The organism is Glaciimonas sp. OK215, from assembly GCF_057787885.1.
Genome location: NZ_CM173544.1, coordinates 4479724 through 4498918, shown reverse-complemented (window position 1 = coordinate 4498918; position 19195 = coordinate 4479724). Strand labels below are relative to the sequence as shown.

Sequence of the window (19195 nt, the reverse complement as noted above, 5' to 3'; positions counted from 1 at the left end):
AAAGAGTGGGTTAAACTGTCTCTTGATCTGAATGTTGTCGCACATTAGCTTAATCAGACCTTCCCTTATTACGTTCACTAAAGAAAACCAGCACATGAGCGCATCCGTATTTCTCCATACTCAGGACCAGTTGCAACAACTCGCGCAGGATGTTTTGCGCTATGCCCGCGAAAAAGGCGCTTCCAACGCCGCAGTCGACATCAGCGAAGGCAGCGGCTTGTCGGTCGGCGTACGCAAGGGCAGCATCGAAACCATCGAGCAAAACAAGGACAAGGGCATGGGCGTGACCGTGTACCTGGGCGAAGAAGGCCATACCCGGCGCGGCAATGCCAGCACCTCGGATTTTTCGGCCCAGTCGCTGAAAGATACCGTCGATGCGGCTTACAACATCGCGCGGTTTACCGCCGAAGACGATTGCGCCGGTTTGCCGGATGAAGACATGCTGGAAATGCACCCGCGCGACCTGGAATTGTGCACGCCTTGGCTGATCTCGGCCGAAGAAGCGGTAGAGCTGGCGAAACGTTGCGAAGCGGCGGCGTTTGCGGTCGACAAGCGGATTACCAACAGCGAAGGCGCCGGCGTATATGCGCAGCAGTCGCATTTTGTCAGCGCCAACTCGCGCGGCTTCATGGGCGGTTATCCATTCTCCCGTCATACCCTGTCGGTAGCGCCTATCGCAGGCAAGGGCAGCAAAATGCAGCGCGACGACTGGTATTCGTCGATGCGCGATCCCGGGAAACTGGCCAAGCCGGAAGCGATCGGCCGTTACGCCGCCGAGCGCGCGCTGGCGCGCCTGAACGCGCGTCAGCTTGATACCCGTAAATGCCCGGTATTGTTTGAAGCGCCGCTGGCTGCGGGTTTGCTGGGCGCTTTCGTGCAGGCCGTGTCCGGTGGCGCGTTGTATCGCAAGTCGACCTTTCTGCTCGATACACTGGGCAAATCAGTGTTCGCACCACACATTCAGATCGTCGAAGATCCGCACGTAGTCGGCGCAGTCGGTTCAGCGCCATTCGACGATGAGGGCGTTAAAACCCAGCGTCGCGAGGTGGTCAAGGATGGCGTCGTGCAAGGGTATTTCCTGTCGACTTATTCGGCCCGCAAGCTCGGCATGAAAACCACCGGCAACTCCGGCGGCTCACATAATCTGGCGATTAGTTCGTCGTTGACCAAAGCCGGCGACAACTTCGACGCGATGCTGAAAAAGCTGCATACCGGTTTGCTGGTGACCGAGTTGATGGGCCAGGGCGTCAATTACGTGACTGGCGATTACTCGCGCGGAGCGTCCGGCTATTGGGTAGAGAACGGTGTGATCCAGTATCCGGTCGAGGAAATTACCATTGCCGGCAACATGAAAGACATGCTGGCGCAGATCGTGGCGATCGGTGCCGACACGCTGATTCGCGGTACCAAGCAGACCGGCTCGATTTTGATTGAGAGCATGACTGTTGCCGGTAACTGATTTTTCATCAGTTGACGAAGCGGAGTAGGACGGAAGGCGCTGCGCGTTTCCTCCCTCCGCTGCATATCCCGCATCAACCACCCAAATACGCTTCCAGTACCTTGGGGTTTTGCAGCAAGTTCGCACCAGTATCCGCCAACACAACTTTCCCGGTTTCGAGCACGTAACCGTGTTGCGCAATCCGTAATGCCTGCCGCACGTTTTGTTCTACCAGCAAGATGGTGAGGCCGGTACGATTGATTTCCTGGACGATGCGGAAAATTTCCTGCACCATCAGCGGGGCCAGGCCCATCGATGGTTCATCCAGCAGCAGCACGCGCGGCTTGGCCATCAGGGCGCGGCCGATGGCGAGCATTTGCTGTTCGCCACCGGAGAGATTGCCAGCCAGGCCTTGCTTGCGCTGTTGCAGTACCGGGAACAGCGAATACACCCATTCCAGGTCCTGCGCAATTTGCGCTTTGTCGTTGCGGGTGTAAGCGCCCAGCGCCAGATTCTCGGCGATGGTCAGCGTGGTCAGGATGGCGCGGCCTTCAGCCACCTGCACCACGCCGCTTTGTACGATCTTGTGCGGTGACAGCCTGGTGAGGTCGAGGTCATCGAGTAACACCGCGCCACGGGTTGGCCTCAGCAAGCCCGAGATCGCCAGCAGCGTGGTGCTTTTGCCCGCGCCGTTGGCACCGACCAGGGCCGTGATGGCGCCTTCGTTGAGTGTCAGCGTGATGCCTTTGACCGCTTCGATATGACCGTAAGAAACCGCCATGTCATGGACACTTAAAATGGGATTGTTGAGTTGCTTCAATTAGCTTCTTCCTTGCCCAGGTAAGCTTCGATCACTTCCTGATTATTCTTGATTTGATCCGGCGTACCTTCGGCGATGATGCGGCCGAAGTTCAGCACGGCGATGCGGTCGCACAAGCCCATCACAAAACGCATGTCGTGTTCGATCATGAAGATACTGAAACCGCGCTCCTTGATATTCAGAATCTCGGTCATCAGTTCGGTTTTTTCCGATGGATTCATACCGGCGACCGGCTCATCGAGCAGCAATAATTTTGGCTTGGTGGCGAGTGCGCGGGCAAATTCCAGCTTGCGCTGTTCGCCATACGACAAGCTGTCTGCCAGCAATTGCGCCTTGTGATCGAGACGTACCCACGACAACAATTCCAGCGCGCGCGCGCGTGCCCTGGCCTCGATCTTGCGATAACCGGGCAGATTCAGCAGCAAGCCGGCTATCCCGTAATCCATATGATCATGCATGCCGACCACGACGTTTTCGAGCAGCGTCATTTCCTTGAACACGCGGATGTTCTGGAAGGTGCGGGCGATGCCCCGTTCGGTGATTTTATGCGGCGCAACTTTGCCGATATCCCGACCATCGAATGCAATGCTGCCGCCCGAGGCGCGCAGCAAGCCGGTGATCAGATTGAACACAGTGGTTTTGCCGGCACCATTCGGACCGATCAGGCCGAAAATGCCGCCTTGCGGGACCTTGAAATTCACGTCCTGGAGTACTTGCAGGCCGCCAAAGTTCTTGCTGATATTGTTGAGTTGTAGCATCAGCGCAGCTTTCCTGGTTGTTGAATTTGCTTGTTTTCTTTCCGGAAAAAATTCCGCATCCGGCGCGGATCCCAGATGCCCTTGGGCAAATATAGAATGACCAGCACCAGAATCACGCCATTCGCAGCCAGCCGGAAATCCTTGAAGTGCCGCAGCACTTCCGGCAACAAGGTCAGCAGCGTCGCACCGATAGTCGGTCCGATCAGATTGCCGGTGCCGCCGAAGACCGCCATCGTGAGTATGTCCACGGCGTTTTCAAAAGCGTAATTCCCCGGCCCGATCGTGAAGGTGTAATGCGCGTTCAGAGCGCCCGCAACACCGGCGATGGTGGCGCCGATCACGAACGCCAGCAACTTGTAACCGGCCACATTGACTCCCATCAGACGCGCGGCGATTTCATCTTCCTTGATCGCTTCAAACGCACGTCCGATCTTGGAACGTCTGATGCGCGCCAGTACATATAACGTTATTGCGAGCAGCAACACGATGTGCCACCATTCGGTGATCGGCGGAATGCCATTCAATCCCATCGGACCGCCGGTGATGTCCATGTTCAGCACGACGACGCGTACCACTTCGCCAAAACCCAGGGTTGCCATCGCCAGATAGACACCGGACAGGCGCAGGGTAGGGATGCCGATGATTAACGCCACCAATGCCGGTAAGGCGCCGCCGACAGCGAGCGCCACCGGAAACGGCAAGCCGGTGTGCATGCTGATCAGGGCCGCCGCATAAGCGCCGATCCCCATGAAGGCGGCATTTGCCAGCGACAGCAAACCGCACGACAGCGTGACGTAAATCGACAGCGCCAGCATGGCGTTGACGCCGATGCTGAAGACGACGGTGTTATAGGTTGCCCAGAATCCGTCCCACCATTCCATGAATCCCATCTTGTTATGCCTTTCTTTCCAGCACTTTGCCAAACATGCCCGACGGCCTGACCAGCAAAATCAAAAACAGCAAGCCGAATCCGACGGCATCCCGGAAATCGCTTGAAATATATGCCACCGTCAACACTTCGGCGAAGCCGAGAAACAGGCCGGCGAGCATAGCGCCGCGAATGTCGCCCATGCCACCCAGAATAATGACGGCGATACCCTTGTGCAGCATCGGTTGCCCCATGAAGGGGGTAATCGCATTGAACGACAGGCCGACCAGCACGCCGGCCGCGCCGCCCAGTGCCGCAGCGGCAAACGAAGTCAGGTAAAACAGGCCTTCGACATTGATCCCGAGCAGATACGCCGCTTTCGGCGACTCCGCGATCGCCCGCAATGCGCGTCCCAGTTGGGTACGGCGCATGACGGCCAGCAATACCAGCATCAGCACAAACGAAATGACGACGATGCCAATTTGCACTGCGGTCACATGCAGGTTGCCGATGGTAAAACTGTCTTCAGGAATGGTGCCAAGCGGGAAGCGCTTGTTTTCCGCGCCAAACAAACCTTGCGCCAGATTGGTCAGAATGATGGCAACGCCAATGGTCGCGATCATCGGCGCCAGATGCGGTGCGTTGCGCTTGCGCAGCGGTCGCAGCACCAGATAGTCGACCAGCAGGCCGATCACGCCGGAAACCAGCATCGCCAGCAGCATCGCCAGCCATAGCGGCAGCGCCAGCTGCTCGACCAGTATGAGCGCGACATAACTGCCCAGCATGAAAATCGCGCCGTGCGATAAGTTGATCACGCCGAGCACGCCGAACACCAGCGTGAAACCTAACGCAAACAGCGCATAGACGCTGCCGAGCGAGAGGGCGTTGATAAGTTGTTGTTCGAGCATAGGGAGAACTCTTTATTTAAACCGGATATGCAAAAGGTAAAGCCGGAACCAAAGCGAAAGGCACGCCGACGGTTTGTCGGTGTGCCTTGTCGTGATCGTAAAAATGCGCAAACCTTTAATCAGGTTAAGACGCAAACCGGCTTGCGGTTGGTCCATGACCTGAAGCCGATTTTGCAGCCGACGGATTTACTTCAACAGTACGAACTTGCCGCCTTTGGCAATATTCACAATCGCTTCTTGCTGCGCGTCGTAGCCGACTGGCTTGCCGCCTGCTTCAGGTGCTTTGCGGAAGGCGAATTTGCCGGTTGCTCCATCGATCTTGACTGCCGGCAGGGCATCGCGCAACGCGATACGGTCGGCAGGCAATGCGCCGGACAATTTGATATTTTTCAGTGCCGCAGCGACGATATACAGCGCGTCGTAGGCTTGCGCCGCAAACTGATCCGGATCGCTGCCGAACTTTGCCTTGTAAGCGGCGATGAAGGCTTTGTTGGCAGGTGTCAGATTTTCCGCCGACCATGGGCTGCCCATGATGGTGTTGTCGCCGGCACCTTTGGCAATCTCAAACAGCTTGGGCGAATTCAAACCATTGCCACCGATAAACGGTTGCTTCATGCCGAGTCCGCGGGTTTGCAGAATGATGTTGGCGGCCTCTTCGGTCAGGCAAGAGCAGACGATGGCATCCGGATTCGAGGCCTTGATCTTGGTCAGCTGCGCTTTGAAGTCAACGTCGCCCTTGGCATACGCTTCAGTCGTTGTCACAGGGATTTTTTGCTGCGCCAGGGTGGCTTTGAAAACCTCGTAACCGCTCTTGGTGAACGCATCGTCGTTGCCGTAAATGACAGCGACCTTCTTGATCCCGAAATGCTTGACTGCGGCGCGTGTCGTGACCGGCAAAACATCGGCTTCCATGACCGAGTTACGGAAGGTGAACGGGCCCATTGCAGTGATGCCATCGGCAGTATTGCTGGTGCCGAAAGCGACGACTTTCGAGGCGTTGGCAATCGGGTCGGCGGCAAAGGCCGAGTTGGACAGGGTAGGGCCGAACACCAGCAGCGCCTTGTCCTGGAAAATCAGTTTCTTGAAGACGTTGATGGCATCTTCTTTTTTTCCTTGCTCGTCTTCTATCACCAATACCAGTTTGTCGCCGTTGACGCCGCCCTTGGCGTTCACCTCTTCAGCCGCCAGCGTAAAGCCGTTTTTGATGGCGACGCCGTATTTGGCGGCGGGACCGGTCAGTGCGGCCGCCACGCCGAGTTTGACGTCCGCAGCAAGTGCGGATTGTGCCAAGGTTGCGCCGAGTACCACTGCGGTCAATGTTTTCAACATGGTATGTAGTTGCATCTTTGAGTTCTCCGGGTAGCAGGTAATCTTTGCAGCGACGACGCGCAACATAATGCCAGTGGCTAGGGTTTAACGAAAGTTGGCTAAACAGTAAGTCAGGGATGGCATCATTTGGTCGGCATCGCTAGCGTTTTTGTTTGGGTTGTGATGCCTGGGCGTATCAACTGTGCAAGAAGTATAAAGGACTTTCGTAAAATTCATGACACCGGAATATTCGTATGACAATAAAAAAGCGTACCCGGGTCAGGGGCACGCTTTTTTCTTGAAAAACCGGCAATCTACAAATGCTTAGCCCAATTGCGCGCGCAAATGCGCAATCGCCATGCGCACCTGGCGCGGCGCAGTGCCGCCGATATGATCCCGTGCCGCGACTGAACCTTCGAGGGTCAGCACTTCAAACACGTCGGCCTGAATCAACTTGGAGAAGGCTTGTAGTTGTTCCAGCGACAAGTCGCTCAGATCGCAGCCTTGATCCACGCAATGACGGACTGCCAAAGCCACTGCTTCGTGCGCATCACGGAACGGCAGGCCTTTTTTGACCAGGTAATCGGCCAGGTCGGTCGCTGTGGCGTAACCCTGCAGCGCGGCGGCGCGCATCGCTTCCGGCTTGACGGTAATCCCGCCGGCCATGTCGGCGAAGATGCGCAGGGTGTCGGTCAGGGTATCGACGGTATCGAACAACGGCTCCTTGTCTTCCTGATTGTCTTTGTTGTAGGCCAGCGGCTGACCCTTCATCAAGGTCAGCAAGGCGATCAGGTGGCCGTTGACGCGGCCGGTCTTGCCGCGGGCCAGTTCCGGAACGTCCGGGTTCTTCTTTTGCGGCATGATCGACGAGCCGGTACAGAAGCGGTCGGCGATGTCGATGAAGCCAACCCGTGGGCTCATCCAGATCACCAGTTCTTCCGACATGCGCGAGATATGGGTCATGACCAGTGCCGCGGCCGCGCAGAATTCAATGGCGAAGTCGCGGTCCGATACCGCGTCCAGCGAATTGCGGCAAACGTCGTCAAAGCCCAGGGTGGCGGCGACCCGCTGACGATCGATCGGGAACGTGGTGCCCGCCAGGGCGGCAGCGCCGAGCGGCAGGCGGTTGACGCGTTTGCGGCAATCCTGCATGCGTTCGGCATCGCGGCCGAACATTTCGACGTAGGCCAGGACGTGGTGGCCGAAGGTGATCGGTTGCGCCACTTGCATGTGCGTGAAGCCGGGCAAAATGGTGTCGGCGTGTTGTTCCGCCAGTTCCAGCAACGACAGGCGCAGTGCGCGCAGCAAGCCGCTGATGTCGTCGATGGCTCCGCGCAAATACAGGCGAATATCTGTCGCCACCTGGTCGTTGCGGGAGCGGCCGGTGTGCAAACGCTTACCGGCATCGCCGACCAGCTCGGTCAGGCGTTTTTCGATATTCAGATGGACGTCTTCCAGATCCAGCAGCCATTCGAACTTGCCGGCAGAAATTTCATCTTGAATTTGTGTCATGCCCTTTTGAATCGCGGCATAATCCTCTGCGCTGATAATTTTCTGGTGGGCCAGCATGTCGGCGTGGGCCAGCGAACCCTGGATGTCGACCTCTGCTAAACGCTTGTCGAAAAATACCGATGCAGTGTAACGTTTGACCAGGTCGGAGACCGGTTCGGAAAAGCGTGCTGACCAGGCTTCGGCCTTTTTAGAGAATTGTTCTGTCATGGTATCGGGTAAATTCGGTGAGAAATGTGGGTAATCAGTCAGGAAGAGGGCTTTAATCAACGCACGATTATAAAACAAGCCTGCGTTCGGACCTGCATTGGACTTCACAGGAGTCTGTCGGACTTAGGGAATCGAAGCGAAAAAGTGGCTGAGCGTGGACAGATTTTGCTGATTTTTTGGTCAATAGCGGGACTATTGACCAAAAAATCAGTGAAATATGGACCGCTCAGGCGCTTTTGCAGCCGATTCTTCCTAAGTCCGACAGGCTCCTAACGCGTTGCTTTCGTATAATTTTTGTTATTAGCCTTATATTTAGTTGTTAAGTAAGTTGTCATTGAGTCATCAACATCCGACCGTAGCTCGACCATTCAACATGTTATCTTCGCCACCGCCGAGTACCCGCCCCTCCGGGCAGATTGTGATTCCCGATTGCTGCAATCTGGGCGTCGTATTCCGGACCTTGATCGCCGTCAATCTGGCGCTGCTGGCGACGACTTTGCTGCGTGCCGATGGCCTGGCTACGGTGCTGATGCAGTTTGTCGAATCATCGATGCTGGTCGAACTACCCTGTTTTTTGTCCTTGTTTTTGCTGTGCGGGGTGCATCGGGTCGGGTCCCGGATTCCTTTCTGGGGACAACGCCTGCTGTGCGCCATGGTGCCAGCCGCAATGACTGGCGCTGTGATCCGCCTGTTGTCGCGCTACTTGTTCCTGGATAGCTTTACTGACCTGTCGACCGTCCGTGCAATGCTGATTGCAGCGTTATTCGGCGTCGCCCTGCAGCATTATTTCGAATTGCGGGGGCGGGCTTTTTCGCCGGTGCTGGTGGAGGCCAGATTGCAGGCCTTGCAGGCGCGGATACGGCCGCATTTCCTGTTCAATAGTTTGAATGCGGTGTTGTCGCTTATCCGCACTGAGCCGCGGCGGGCGGAAACCGCACTGGAAGACCTGGCGGATTTGATTCGCGTGTTGATGCGCGATGCCCGTGCAATGACCACGCTGGAAAAGGAAATACGCTTGTGCCGCCAATATTTGTCCATCGAGAAAATCCGTCTCGGCGACCGTTTGAAGGTGCAGTGGGAGCGTGATGGCATCAGCGATGAAGTCGTGTATCGGGCGCAAATTCCGACGCTGTTATTACAGCCGCTCCTGGAAAATGCGGTGCATTACGGGGTCGAACCAAGCGCAGTTCCGGCGCTGATACGGATTCAACTGAAGCGTACGCTGGACCGCATTGAGATCGTCATCATCAATCCGTATCACGCGCAGACCGGGCTGACGCTGTCCGACGGCAATCAGATGGCGCTGAATAATATTCGTGAACGGCTGGAGTTGCTGTACGACGTCGAGGCGCAATTGACGACGGCCGTGGTGGATGATCAGTTTGAGGTGCGCGTGCGTTATCCATACGTTAAAGCGCATCCGACTAGTTAAAGAAGTGACCGAAGAAGCGATCAACGTTGTCCCGATTAACGAGCACTAGCCGCGTTTGCCATGATTCCCCGTATATTTATTGTTGATGACGAAGCGCCTGCGCGCGCCAGATTGCGCATGTTGTTATCCGACATCGCTGGAGAGTGTCCGCATTCTCTGGTCGGCGAGGCGGGGCATGCGCAAGCCGCGCTGGAGGGTATTGCGGCGACGCTGCCGGACGTGGTGCTGATGGATGTGCAAATGCCGGAAATCACCGGCTTGCAGCTGGCTGAGCGCTTGATGCAGGTGTATGCCAAGGGTGCTGACGCGGCTTTGCATGCGCCGCTTGAGTTGCCCATTATTATTTTCGTGACGGCTTACGATCACTACGCAGTGAATGCGTTTGACGTACATGCGTTTGATTATTTATTGAAGCCGGTACGTGCCGAGCGGCTGCAGGAGGCGATTGCCAGGGCTGCGCATTTGCGTGCGCAAACGAGTACGCAAAGGCCGCTGGCTGATGGCGCTGCACCGCAGCTGCCTTTGGCGCGTGCGCATTTTTCGGTGCAGGAGCGGGGGCGGGTGTTGTTGGTGCCGGTGGGTGAAGTGCTGTTTCTGAAAGCGGAATTGAAGTATGTGGCCTTGCGGACTAAAGCCAGGGAGTACCTGATTGAAGATTCGTTGATTTCCATTGAGGAAGAGTTGGCTGACTACTTCGTGCGGGTGCATCGGAATACGTTGGTGGCGCGGCATGCGATTGTCGGGGTTGAGCGTGGGGTGCAGGCGGTCGATGGCGAGGGAAGGAAGCTGGCGCCTGCGTTACAGGATACCTGGCAGGTTATTTTACGGGATGTGGATCAGCGCTTGCCGATTTCCCGGCGCCAGTGGGGGGTGATTCGGGGGCTGCTGCGGTGAGTGGAAATTTTTCCCGGCCCGCCCGTTGGGGACGCGGCGTTTACACCAAAAAACGCAACTGGTGATTTGCGGTCCCGGCAAATTGCGGAAACACCCGTTGCAGCGCGTCGTCGCCGATGCGCAGGTGTTTTTCCGCCAGCGTTGCCAGCACTGTGCGGAAGTCGGTGGTGATGGCCAGGTCGCGGCCTTCGTTGAGGGACTTGTCGTCTATCCCGGGCCAGTTGCCGTAGATGGTGCGGCCGCGGATGTTGCCGCCTAGCAGCCACATTGCATTGCCGTGACCGTGGTCGGTGCCGCCGTTGCCGTTTTCGCGGAAGGTCCGGCCGAATTCTGACATGACGACGATGACGGTGTCGTTGAATGCAGGGCCCAACTCCTTTGCCAGCGTGGTCAGGCCGTCTGCCAGTGGGCGCAGGCGGTTTGCCAACTGACCGCTGCCATTGCCTTGATTGGTGTGGGTATCCCAGCCGCCGACGGCAACAAAGCCGAGCCGGAGCGCCGGGTTGCTGCGCATTAAGCGGCCTAGTCTTGTGGTATCGATCGATAGCCCGTTGGGTAGCGGAGCGCCATTGTTGGCCGCGGTTTGTTCCGAACTGCCCAGGTCCGTCAGGATTTCCTTGCGCGCTGCCAGGCCGTCCCGAAAAACTTTGCCCAGGACAGGATCTTGTTGATATAGCGTGTTGAAGGCATGGCTGACATCCGGCTTGTCGATCTGCGTCGGCCGGGTGGCGCCGCGTCCGGTTGGCATGTTGGCGACTACCGCTGCGCCGGTCAGGATGCGTGGCAGCGCTTCGCCTAGCGTCAGTGCCTGCATCGGCGCTGGAGTGGGCGGCATGGTTCCCAACAAGCGATTCATCCATCCATCCTGTGTGTTGTGCTGACCGGGCGTGCCGGTTTCCATGTAATCCTGCGCTTCAAAATGCGAGCGTGACATGTCGGGCGAGCCGGATGCATGGATGAAGGCCAGCTGGCCGCTGTCCCAATAGGCTTTCAGTGCTTGCAATGCCGGATGCAGGCCGAAGTACCCGGTCAGATCAATCGCTCCGTTGCCAGAACCCGGGCGCGCCACGGCGATGCTCGGACGCGCCTGATAATAGTGCCGGTCGCCATGCGGCACGACGACATTCAAGCCATCCACTGCGCCGCGCAGAAAAACCACGATCATGCGCGGGGTGCCATCGCCGGCGAGACGCGCACGTTTGAGGGGTGTGCCGTAGGCCAGCGGCGCATCTGTTTTGATACCAGTTGTCCGCTCGGCTGGGTTGGGGTGGGGCGCCACCACACAACCGGAAAGTCCCACCGGAATCAATATCGCACCGCTGCCGGCGAGGCCAAGATGACTAATGTTGCGGATAAAATCGCGACGGTTCATGGCTTACCTCTTCATAAAGTCCGGGCTGCCCAGAATCATGCCGGCTTGCAGGTTGGAGGGGGCAGCGCTGATCGCGTCGATGCTGCGTGGATCCAGCATCGGCGACAGTGTATTTATCAGCTGTTGCGGATCTAATGGCACGGTATTGGCGGGCGCGGCAGCTGGCGGGGGATTCAGAGCAATCGGCGATTTTCCGTTGCTTAAGCTGCTGACGAAATTGATTCGGCGCAGTAACGCATCCGGATTCAGCCAGGCTTCCTCCGAAAATTTATAACCTTCCGGCGTCAGCCAGCCATACAAAGGCTGGCCCAGTTGGCTCAGCACATTATTGACGGGGTTGATATTGACGACCGCCATGTCACTGGCGCGCAATGCCGACACCACGAACTGATACGGCGTCTTGAACTGCGTTTGATAATTGGCGCGCGACCAGAATTGCGGGCTGTCGAATAGCGTGTGCAGCACGGCCTTGATGTCACCGTTGCTGCTTAAAAAACGCTGTGCCAGTTTCTCGACCAGCAGCGGATCGGGTTTGTCGCTGACAAAATATTGCACCAGTTTGGTTGATACAAAGCGTGCCGTGGCGGGTTGCCGGGCGAGGATGTCGAGCGCCTGTTCGCCTTCCTGCTCTCCCGCCGGCCCGGCGATGCCCTTGATGCTCTGGCCGAGAAATATCTTGTCGCCGGTATCATGGCGGCGCGGATTGAAAATGAAGGCCGGCTGCTCGCCATCGGCGCCGTCCTTCATGTCTTTCACGTTGATCGTCCAGCCGCTCAGAATCCGCGCCAGCGCAATCACGTCAGCCTGGGTATAGCCGCCATTCACGCCCAGCGTATGCAGTTCGAGCAATTCACGTCCGTAATTTTCGTTCAATCCTTTGAAGCGGCCTTTGGCCTCCGCTGTATTGACGCCGCTGCTTAGCCAGTTGTCGAGGTAATACAGCATGGCCGGATGATGCGCGACCGCTCCCAATAGCTGGCGGAAGTTGCCGAGTGCATTCGGACGCAGAACATTTTTTTCATATTCGCCACTCCAGTAACGGACCCACTCCTTGCCTTCGAAAACATTGAAGTGATTGAACCAGAATTCCGTCATCACTTCCTGCAACTGGCGCGGGCTTTCGGTGGCTTGCCATAACCGTGCCTGATGTACTTGCGGCGTGATTTCCTTGTTGGCACGCTGGCGCGCCAGATTTTTTTCTTCCGGTGTCGCGCTATTCGGCGGGAAAGAAGGAGGGCCGTATTGCTGATACAGCTGGGTGGTTGTTAGTTGATAACTCGGCAAGCTGGCAAGCTGCGCGATTAACGGTTGCGGTAGCGCAATGCGGTCGGGGTTGAGTTGCTGGTCAATGTAGCGTTTGATGCCGAGTTTTTGCACCGCTTCAACATCGCCCGGACGCGGGCCATAAGCCAATCGGTTAAGTACGTGCAGCGCTTTTTCGCTATCCGTCAGCGGTAGTGGCGGTGCCGCAAGCGCGCCGAGCGGATTGAGCAGGTTCAGTGCTGCTGCGCCGCACAAAAATAATCTCGCAAGCAGTCGCGGCTTCAGGCGAGATTTTTGTGTGGTTGACATCTTATTCCGCGTGGGTGGTTAAGCATCTCGTTGCGACTTGGTCGTCAGAGTTTAACGTGCGGGTCGTTTTCAGGTGGACAGCATCTGTGTAACGGAATGTAAGTCCTAGTTAAATGAAATGATTTTTCCAGGATTCATCAAATTGAGTGGGTCCAACGCTTGTTTGATGGTCTTCATCAGGTTGATTTCGACTGCTGATTTGTAGCGCAATAATTCTTCCCGCTTCAGCGTGCCAATCCCATGTTCGGCGGAGATGGAGCCGCCGAATTGATGAACGCTGTCATGTACCACCAGATTGATGTTTGCCTGTTGCGCAAGCAGTTCTTCGGCGGACTGACCGACGCGCGGCGATACGTTGTAGTGCAAATTGCCATCGCCCAGATGGCCAAAAGTCACGTTGCGGCAACCGGGGAAGTGTTGCTGCAGCAATGCATCGGTGGCAGTGATAAAGTCGGCTATGCGTGAAATCGGTAGCGCAACGTCGTGCTTGATGTTCTTGCCTTCCATGGCCTGTGCCGACGAGATGCTTTCACGCAACTGCCAGAGTGCTTTTGATTGCGCCGCAGAGGTCGCCAGAACTGCATCCTGGCAGATGTTCAATGTCAGAGCGTCGGCTAGCAGCGCTTCCAGCATGCCGCTGGCGTGGGTTTCCGATTCGCTGTCGGAAAGTTCCAGTAACACGTATTGCGGAGAATGCTCGGAAAATGGAAACGTCAGCTGCGGCATATGCCTGGCGACCAGTTGCAGGCACAGGTCCGACATCAGTTCAAAACCGGTCAGCGCGGCACCGCAGCAGCCCTGCGCCAGCGTCAGCAGACGCAGCGCATCGTGCGGCGTCTGCAACGCGACCAGCGCGGTTAATTGCGCTTTCGGCAGTGGAAATATTTTTAATACCGCCGCGGTGATGACGCCCAGCGTGCCTTCGGCACCGATGTACAGGTCGCGTAAATCGTAGCCGGTGTTGTCTTTGCGCAAGCCGCGCAGCCCTTGCATGATGTCGCCCTGCGCGGTGACCACTTCCAATCCGAGGCACAACTCGCGCGTGTTGCCGTAGCGCAGAACCGCTGTGCCGCCGGCGTTGGTTGCCAGGTTGCCGCCGATGGTGCAACTACCTTCCGCGGCTAACGAGAGCGGCAGCAAACGGTCAACCGCGGCGGCGGCTTCCTGTACGTGTTGCAGGATGCAGCCGGCTTCGACGGTAATCGTATGGTTGACCGGATCAACCGCGCGAATCTGCTTGAGGCGACCCAGCGATAACACAATCGCGTTGCCGCTGCTGTCCGGCACGCTGCCCAGCACGAGGCCGGTGTTGCCGCCCTGGGGAACCAGCGGTACCTTGAACTGATTGCATAGCCGAACAATGGCGGCAACCTCTGCGGTGCTGCCGGGCTTTACCACGGCGATGGCCTGGCCGGTGAAGCGTTGGCGCTGGTCGGTCAGATAAGACGCCTTGTCAGCTGCATGCGTCAGAACGTTGGCGCTGCCGATAGCGTGATTGCAGGCGTTTAGAAAGTCATTCTGGATAGTCATTGCAGGAGATTAAGTTATTTTAACGGGAAGCTTTTTCAATGGCTGCCTTGGCCGCCGCCTTCGCCGCTTTTTTATATGGCCGCAAATACATGATCGAGCAGATAAAGAAGAGACATGTCAACGCTACTTCAATCCACCCCAGCATTGCCGACAGGTGATTGCTGTCGCTGGTGGCACGCACGAGGCCTTCGGCGAGATACACCAGTATCAGCATGGACGACCATTGCAGCGTATAGAGGTCGCGTTTCAGGATGCCGCGCAACGGCAGCAACAGTGGCAATACTTTCAACACCATCCAGGAGCCGCCGGGGCGCAAAGGCGCCAGGAATAATTCCCAGGCGACGCACAGTGCGATGAGTGCCAGCAAACTGCCGACAGCACCAAAGTAGAACCAGCGTGGCGGCCGCACCTGTGTTGGCGTCTTGGTTTCGAATTCGGTTGAATGCGGGCGCATGTCGTTTCCCACGTCTTTCTTCATGTCATGCCCCTTGTAGTTTGCGTGCGGTTTCGGCCAGGCGTTTGCCTTGCGCGATTGCCAGAATACGGCTCTCGGCCGAGATCGGATGGTTGCCGTTCATGCCCGACCAGTGACTTGCGCCGTACGGCGTGCCGCCGCTGCTGGTGGTCATCAGTTCCGGTAGTGTGTACGGCAAGCCCATCACCAGCATGCCGTGATGCAGCAACGGCGTCATCATCGACATCAGCGTCGATTCCTGGCCGCCATGCAGACTGCCGGTGGAGGTGAACACGCAGGCCGGTTTGCCGGCGAGCGTGCCCCCCAGCCATTGCGTGCTGGTGCCATCCCAGAAATACTTCAGCGCCGATGCCATATTGCCGAAGCGGGTTGGCGAGCCCAGCGCCAGCCCGGCGCACTGTTCCAGATCCTGCAATTCGACGTACGGTGCGCCTTCTGCCGGGATATCCGGTTCGGTGGCTTCAGTGACGGCAGAAACTGCCGGTACCGTGCGCAAGCGCGCTTCGCAGCCGGGAATGGCGTCGATCCCTTGCGCGATCAATTCGGCAAGTTTTCGGGTCGAACCATGGCGCGAGTAATACAAAACCAGGATCGCGATTTTGCGGTTGCTGCTGTGTGATGTGTTGGATAGGTTCATAGGTTGTTATTATAGGGCGCTTTTCCACCACTTTACGCTGCGTTATAGTGCCTGCCGCTATGCTGTAAAGGACAAAATAAAAACATGTTTTCATTTAAATTTTCCGGGCTGCGCGGTCTGTCGCGGACTGAACTGCGCGACTTGTTTCGCTTTGCCGGACGCCGACTAAGCGAAGAACACCTGCCGCAAGTGGCCGGCAGCCTGACGTTTACGACCATTCTGGCGCTGGTGCCGATGCTGACCATCGCGCTGGCGATCTTTACCGCGTTTCCGCTGTTCAGTACTTTCCGCGCTGCGCTTGAAGCCTATTTCGTGCATAACCTGATGCCGAGAGGGATTGCCAACACCATTCTCGATAATTTGAATCAGTTCGCCAGCAAGTCAGCCAGGTTGTCGGCGGTCGGCGGCGTCGCGCTGATCGTCACGACCGGCTTGACCATGTCAACCGTTGACCAGGTCTTCAACAGCATCTGGCATGTTAAAACCCAGCGGCCATTGCTTCAGCGGATCCTGGTGTATTGGGCGCTGGTGACGCTGGGGCCCTTGCTGATCGGCATTTCGATTACGGTCACGTCGTATCTGATGGATGCTACCAATGGGCTGGTGACAAGCTGGCTGGGGACCTGGTTTTACACCGTGGTGTCGATTTCCCTGGCCACTGCGGCATTCACATTGTTATATGTGTCAGTGCCAAATCGACTGGTAGATTGGCGCGATGCAGTGTGGGGCGGTTTGCTGGCGGGTATTGCATTTGAAGTCGCCAAACGATTTTTTGCTGCGTATGTGATCAAGTTCCCGACTTATACGGTGATTTACGGGGCGTTGGCGGCACTACCGATTTTTCTGCTGTGGATTTACATGTTGTGGATGATCACGCTGGTCGGCGCGCTGGTGGCGGCGGCACTTCCGGTAATTAAATATGAGCGCTGGTGGCATGTGCCGACACCCGGCAGTGCGTTCGTCGATGCGATGGCGGTTTTGCGGGTCTTGCACCAGGCCAGAATCGCTGCCGCTTCGTCCGCAGTTAACGCGACCCAGATTCGGCACGCCACCCGACTCGGGTTTGACGAGTCGGAAAATTTACTGCAACAAATGCTGGACGCGGGCTGGGTTGGCCGCATCAGCGTCGAATTGCCGAAACGATTGCGCTGGAACCGTCATGCATTGGCCAACATGGATCGGTGGACCTTGCTGGTCAATCCTGAACGTTTGAAATTGGCAGAAATTTATCGCCTGTTCGTCTTCAATACGGCCGCCAATGCAGGCAATGCGCCGCCGCTGGCGAAGCAGGTTGAAGCGGCGATCGAGTTGGGACTGGCGCAGTCGCTGGCGAGTTATTTTGAACAGGCATTGCCACCCGTAAATTGACGCGCCGCTGCTGGGTTTGGGTTGACAGCGGCAAGCATTTTTAAACTAAAAGCGCCCCGAGTTTGAGCAATCGGGGCGCTTTTTAATACCTTCTGCCGCTACCAATATCAAATCAGCTGGATACCGGAGTCCTCAGCCAGATTGATTGCCTGATCAACTTAAGAGCAGGCCTTGCCATGATCAGGATGATCGCCAGCCGCTTTGGCTGCCGCTTCCGTCATGTATTCGCCTTTCTTGGTTGTGCCATACCACTTGGAACCGTTGCAGTGATAAGTCTTTGAGCTGGTGTTAACCCAGACTTTGCCCGGGCCGCCGCCTGCGGCCGGTGCCATGGCAGGGGTTTCGGCAGTGCTTTTGGCAGTGTTTTTCATTGGTGAGGCTGGCGCTGCTGCTGGAGCGGCCGCGGCTGGCGCGGCGGCTTTACCGTACCAGTCTTTCACGCCGCCATGCTTGGAGCAAGCGCCTTTTTTTGTATCCCCGGAAAAATAAGAGCCGTCCTTGCAAAGCCCGGTTGAGCCGGCTGGCGCTGCGGCCGGGGCAGCGGTTTGGGCGAATCCGCTGGCTGAGATTGCCAATCCTGCGGTCAAGGCGATCATCGCTAGTGAAATTTTCATCGTATTTCTCCAGAAGTTGTTGGGATGTCAATCAAAATAATATTGCCTGTTGCTAACAGTCTTACTTGCGGACGATACGGTCGATCCTTGCGGATTGCAGGAAACAGCGCCCGCCACAGTCCATAACGGATATCGACTCAGTTTGGAGGACCGTAAATACAAAAAAAGCATATATTTATTTCGATTCGGGACTGAAACGACTTTCGCGGCCTTTGGCGCTAGACTTATTTATTTTAAAAGGTAATTTTTCCGGCGAGCATCTGGCTATACATCACCCAGTCGCCCATCAACGAATACAGCGGTTGCCTGAAGGTCGCCGGCCGGTTCTTCTCAAAGACAAAATGACCAACCCAGGCAAAGCCGTAACCGCAAAGCAGGGCCGTCAGCAGCCACCACGGATTGCCGGTCAATACCAGTGTCACCAGCGATAGGAGTGCCAGCGTCGACCCGATAAAGTGCATGCGGCGACAGATGCGGTTACTGTGCTGGCTCAGGTAAGTCGGATAGAACTCGGCAAAAGATGCGTGCTTTTTTTCAGGTGCGGTAGGCATCGAGGTCTCCATTCAGAGCGTCTGTTGTTGTGCTGTGGACGCAGTTCGCTTCTCGGCTCGGTTATGGGCGCCGGCAAATTCGATCCTACTCCACCTTGGTAATTCCGCTCGCAAACCTGAACAACTGATCCAAAACTGCATCGGGTTGCTCCGCCATCAGCGCATGGCCGCTATCGATGAGTGCCACTTGCGCTTGAGGGATCGCGTTGCGTAAGGCGCCGGCAGCTTTTGGCGGTGTCATGGCGTCGCGTTTTCCCAGCAGGAACAGGGTCGGACAACGGATGGCCCGCGCCGCGGCATCGCCGTTTTGATAGGTGTTGCAAGCGGCGAAATCGGTGTGAAAAACGGTGTTTGCCGCCCTGGCGGGATTGCGCTGATCCAGTTGCGCGATACGCTCCATCAAGCGTTGGCTGCCGCCCAGAACGTAAAAACCGGGGCCGGGGCTGGACGGTTTCTGAACGAAACTTGAATGCGACCATTTGTTGACCATCGCGATGGCCGCAGGCGGTTCATGATTGGCGGCGGTCAGCAGCGCGTCGGAGACTTTCATCGGGTAGGCGCTGCCGACCAGCGCGATGCCACTGATAGTGACGCGGGCGGGTGTGCGGGCGGCGCTTTCCAGTGCAATCAGCGAGCCCATGCTGTGGCCGATCAATAGCGCCGTGCCGACACTCGCAACGTCGAGAAGTGCCAGCAGCCAGTCCGACAATGCTTCCACGGTCGTCAGGGGCGCACCTTGGCTGCGTCCATGTCCGGGTAAATCGACCGCCAGGACGCTGAACCCGTGATGGGCAAAATAGCGGGTTTGCAAAATCCAGACTGAATGGTCGTTTTGCGCACCATGGATAAACACCGCGGTCGGCAAACTGGGGTCAAACTGTTTGCCGCCGGTGTAGCAATAGGTATCGTGCCCCTGAACATTCACTAACAT

At 56.9% G+C, this 19195-nt stretch carries 18 protein-coding genes; 4 read left to right on the top strand and 14 right to left on the bottom strand.

The window, feature by feature from the left end:
• Positions 1–94: 94 nt before the first annotated feature.
• On the top strand, positions 95–1459 hold the full coding sequence (gene pmbA / locus AC3CHX_RS20840) for a metalloprotease PmbA (protein WP_488629909.1): 1365 nt from the start codon (positions 95–97) through the stop codon (positions 1457–1459).
• A gap of 73 nt (positions 1460–1532) precedes the next feature.
• Here the strand turns inward: pmbA and AC3CHX_RS20835 are convergent, their stop codons facing one another.
• The 6 genes from AC3CHX_RS20835 to argH all read right to left on the bottom strand — a co-directional run bounded on the left by AC3CHX_RS20835 (position 1533) and on the right by argH (position 7819).
• Positions 1533–2219 carry an ABC transporter ATP-binding protein gene (locus tag AC3CHX_RS20835; RefSeq protein WP_488644887.1) on the bottom strand — a complete coding sequence of 229 codons (687 nt, stop codon included), beginning with the start codon at positions 2217–2219 and terminating at the stop codon, positions 1533–1535.
• A 35-nt stretch (positions 2220–2254) separates the two neighbouring features.
• Positions 2255–3016, bottom strand: coding sequence for an ABC transporter ATP-binding protein (locus tag AC3CHX_RS20830; RefSeq protein WP_488629908.1), 762 nt, complete (start codon positions 3014–3016; stop codon positions 2255–2257).
• Positions 3016–3897: a branched-chain amino acid ABC transporter permease gene (locus AC3CHX_RS20825; RefSeq protein ID WP_488644886.1), complete on the bottom strand. Its 882-nt coding sequence runs from the start codon at positions 3895–3897 to the stop codon at positions 3016–3018. The genes AC3CHX_RS20830 and AC3CHX_RS20825 overlap by 1 nt, the downstream gene beginning before the upstream one ends.
• Positions 3898–3910: 13 nt before the next feature.
• Positions 3911–4792, bottom strand: coding sequence for a branched-chain amino acid ABC transporter permease (locus tag AC3CHX_RS20820; RefSeq protein ID WP_488629907.1), 882 nt, complete (start codon positions 4790–4792; stop codon positions 3911–3913).
• 186 nt (positions 4793–4978) lie between these two features.
• Complete coding sequence (locus AC3CHX_RS20815) at positions 4979–6136, bottom strand: ABC transporter substrate-binding protein (protein WP_488629906.1); 1158 nt, start codon at positions 6134–6136, stop codon at positions 4979–4981.
• A gap of 288 nt (positions 6137–6424) precedes the next feature.
• Positions 6425–7819, bottom strand: a complete 1395-nt coding sequence (gene argH, locus AC3CHX_RS20810) for an argininosuccinate lyase (RefSeq protein ID WP_488629905.1) — start codon at positions 7817–7819, stop codon at positions 6425–6427.
• 373 nt (positions 7820–8192) lie between these two features.
• Between argH and AC3CHX_RS20805 the strand changes: the two genes are divergently transcribed.
• Together AC3CHX_RS20805 and AC3CHX_RS20800 are read left to right on the top strand one after the other, a co-directional pair.
• Positions 8193–9251, top strand: coding sequence for a sensor histidine kinase (locus AC3CHX_RS20805; RefSeq protein WP_488629904.1), 1059 nt, complete (start codon positions 8193–8195; stop codon positions 9249–9251).
• A gap of 60 nt (positions 9252–9311) precedes the next feature.
• Entirely contained in the window at positions 9312–10145 is an 834-nt protein-coding gene (locus AC3CHX_RS20800; RefSeq protein WP_488629903.1) for a LytR/AlgR family response regulator transcription factor, read from the top strand.
• Between the two features lie 40 nt (positions 10146–10185).
• Here the strand turns inward: AC3CHX_RS20800 and AC3CHX_RS20795 are convergent, their stop codons facing one another.
• From AC3CHX_RS20795 to wrbA, 5 genes are all read right to left on the bottom strand, one after another.
• Complete coding sequence (locus AC3CHX_RS20795; RefSeq protein ID WP_488629902.1) at positions 10186–11517, bottom strand: DUF1501 domain-containing protein; 1332 nt, start codon at positions 11515–11517, stop codon at positions 10186–10188.
• Between the two features lie 3 nt (positions 11518–11520).
• Entirely contained in the window at positions 11521–13089 is a 1569-nt protein-coding gene (locus AC3CHX_RS20790) for a DUF1800 domain-containing protein (RefSeq protein ID WP_488629901.1), read from the bottom strand.
• 105 nt (positions 13090–13194) lie between these two features.
• Positions 13195–14619, bottom strand: a complete 1425-nt coding sequence (locus tag AC3CHX_RS20785) for an FAD-binding oxidoreductase (protein WP_488629900.1) — start codon at positions 14617–14619, stop codon at positions 13195–13197.
• Between the two features lie 19 nt (positions 14620–14638).
• On the bottom strand, positions 14639–15073 hold the full coding sequence (locus AC3CHX_RS20780; protein WP_488644885.1) for a DUF2069 domain-containing protein: 435 nt from the start codon (positions 15071–15073) through the stop codon (positions 14639–14641).
• A 25-nt stretch (positions 15074–15098) separates the two neighbouring features.
• Positions 15099–15731 (bottom strand): NAD(P)H:quinone oxidoreductase, encoded by a 633-nt coding sequence (gene wrbA / locus AC3CHX_RS20775; protein ID WP_488629899.1) that lies wholly within the window; start codon positions 15729–15731, stop codon positions 15099–15101.
• Positions 15732–15815: 84 nt separating this feature from the next.
• Between wrbA and AC3CHX_RS20770 the strand changes: the two genes are divergently transcribed.
• Positions 15816–17099 carry a YihY family inner membrane protein gene (locus AC3CHX_RS20770; protein ID WP_488629898.1) on the top strand — a complete coding sequence of 428 codons (1284 nt, stop codon included), beginning with the start codon at positions 15816–15818 and terminating at the stop codon, positions 17097–17099.
• A gap of 158 nt (positions 17100–17257) precedes the next feature.
• Here the strand turns inward: AC3CHX_RS20770 and AC3CHX_RS20765 are convergent, their stop codons facing one another.
• The 3 genes from AC3CHX_RS20765 to AC3CHX_RS20755 all read right to left on the bottom strand — a co-directional run bounded on the left by AC3CHX_RS20765 (position 17258) and on the right by AC3CHX_RS20755 (position 19195).
• Positions 17258–17713: a DUF3761 domain-containing protein gene (locus tag AC3CHX_RS20765; RefSeq protein WP_488629897.1), complete on the bottom strand. Its 456-nt coding sequence runs from the start codon at positions 17711–17713 to the stop codon at positions 17258–17260.
• Positions 17714–17946: 233 nt separating this feature from the next.
• A complete protein-coding gene (locus AC3CHX_RS20760; protein WP_488629896.1) occupies positions 17947–18264 on the bottom strand; it encodes an Mpo1-like protein in 318 nt (105 codons plus the stop codon).
• Positions 18265–18349: 85 nt separating this feature from the next.
• Complete coding sequence (locus tag AC3CHX_RS20755) at positions 18350–19195, bottom strand: alpha/beta fold hydrolase (RefSeq protein WP_488629895.1); 846 nt, start codon at positions 19193–19195, stop codon at positions 18350–18352.